This window comes from Acinetobacter sp. ABJ_C5_2, assembly GCF_044538485.1.
In the GTDB taxonomy this organism is placed as follows: domain Bacteria; phylum Pseudomonadota; class Gammaproteobacteria; order Pseudomonadales; family Moraxellaceae; genus Acinetobacter; species Acinetobacter nosocomialis_A.
This window is the reverse complement of sequence record NZ_JBIUCS010000094.1, coordinates 1-713: the sequence shown is the minus strand read 5'-3', so window position 1 is coordinate 713 and position 713 is coordinate 1. Positions and strand designations below refer to the sequence as shown.

The 713-nt window shown below is 24.5% G+C and carries 1 protein-coding gene; it reads right to left on the bottom strand.

Annotation, left to right across the window (positions count from 1 at the left end):
- Positions 1-84: 84 nt before the first annotated feature.
- The gene (locus ACH8JV_RS19505) at positions 85-414 is read right to left on the bottom strand and encodes a hypothetical protein (protein WP_396523300.1); all 330 of its coding nucleotides are present in this window, start codon (positions 412-414) and stop codon (positions 85-87) included.
- Positions 415-713 lie beyond the last annotated feature (299 nt).

Sequence of the window (713 nt, the reverse complement as noted above, 5' to 3'; positions counted from 1 at the left end):
ATTTATAGTAGTATCCTACAGAATTTTCATAAAAAAGAGTTGTTCGGCTAAATATATTATAAGTTTAAAATATAAATTTAGTAACTATTGTTCTCTCCATACATCTTCATAACCCTGTTTATCTATTACAAATCTAAAACCTTCTTCTAATGCCAAATAAGAAATAACTTCGGGAAGATAATTTTTTAAATGAGATATATGCATTGGGTTAAAGAAATTATCATCTGCTGAAAACTCTCCACAATAGAAAAACCATGAGATATTTTCACCATCTTCAAGTATATTACGTATTCCTGTAATTGGTATTTTTCCCAATGAATTTAACGCTATAGCAACCATTTCATTTTTCGAAGGTTTCACAAACTTAGAATGAAATTTTTTACATATGTTTTTTTGTATTTCAATTACAGACATATCTACACTTAAAACTCTAATTTTTGTTCATTACCATAGAAAACATGAGACTTTACCATTTTAACTTAAGAAAAGCATAACAATATGAATATAAGCTCTAAATTACACCTGAATTATTTATCAAAATTTTCATCTAAATACGCTATCTGCCAACCTTTAAAGACTATATTATATAGAATAAAACTATTTAATAAACAAAAATTAAAATTTTATCTTTATCAATATAATTTTTTAATGAAAAATCATCGACAGCATGATTTAATATATTACTTAACTTCTCATGCTTAGTTCTTAAAAAC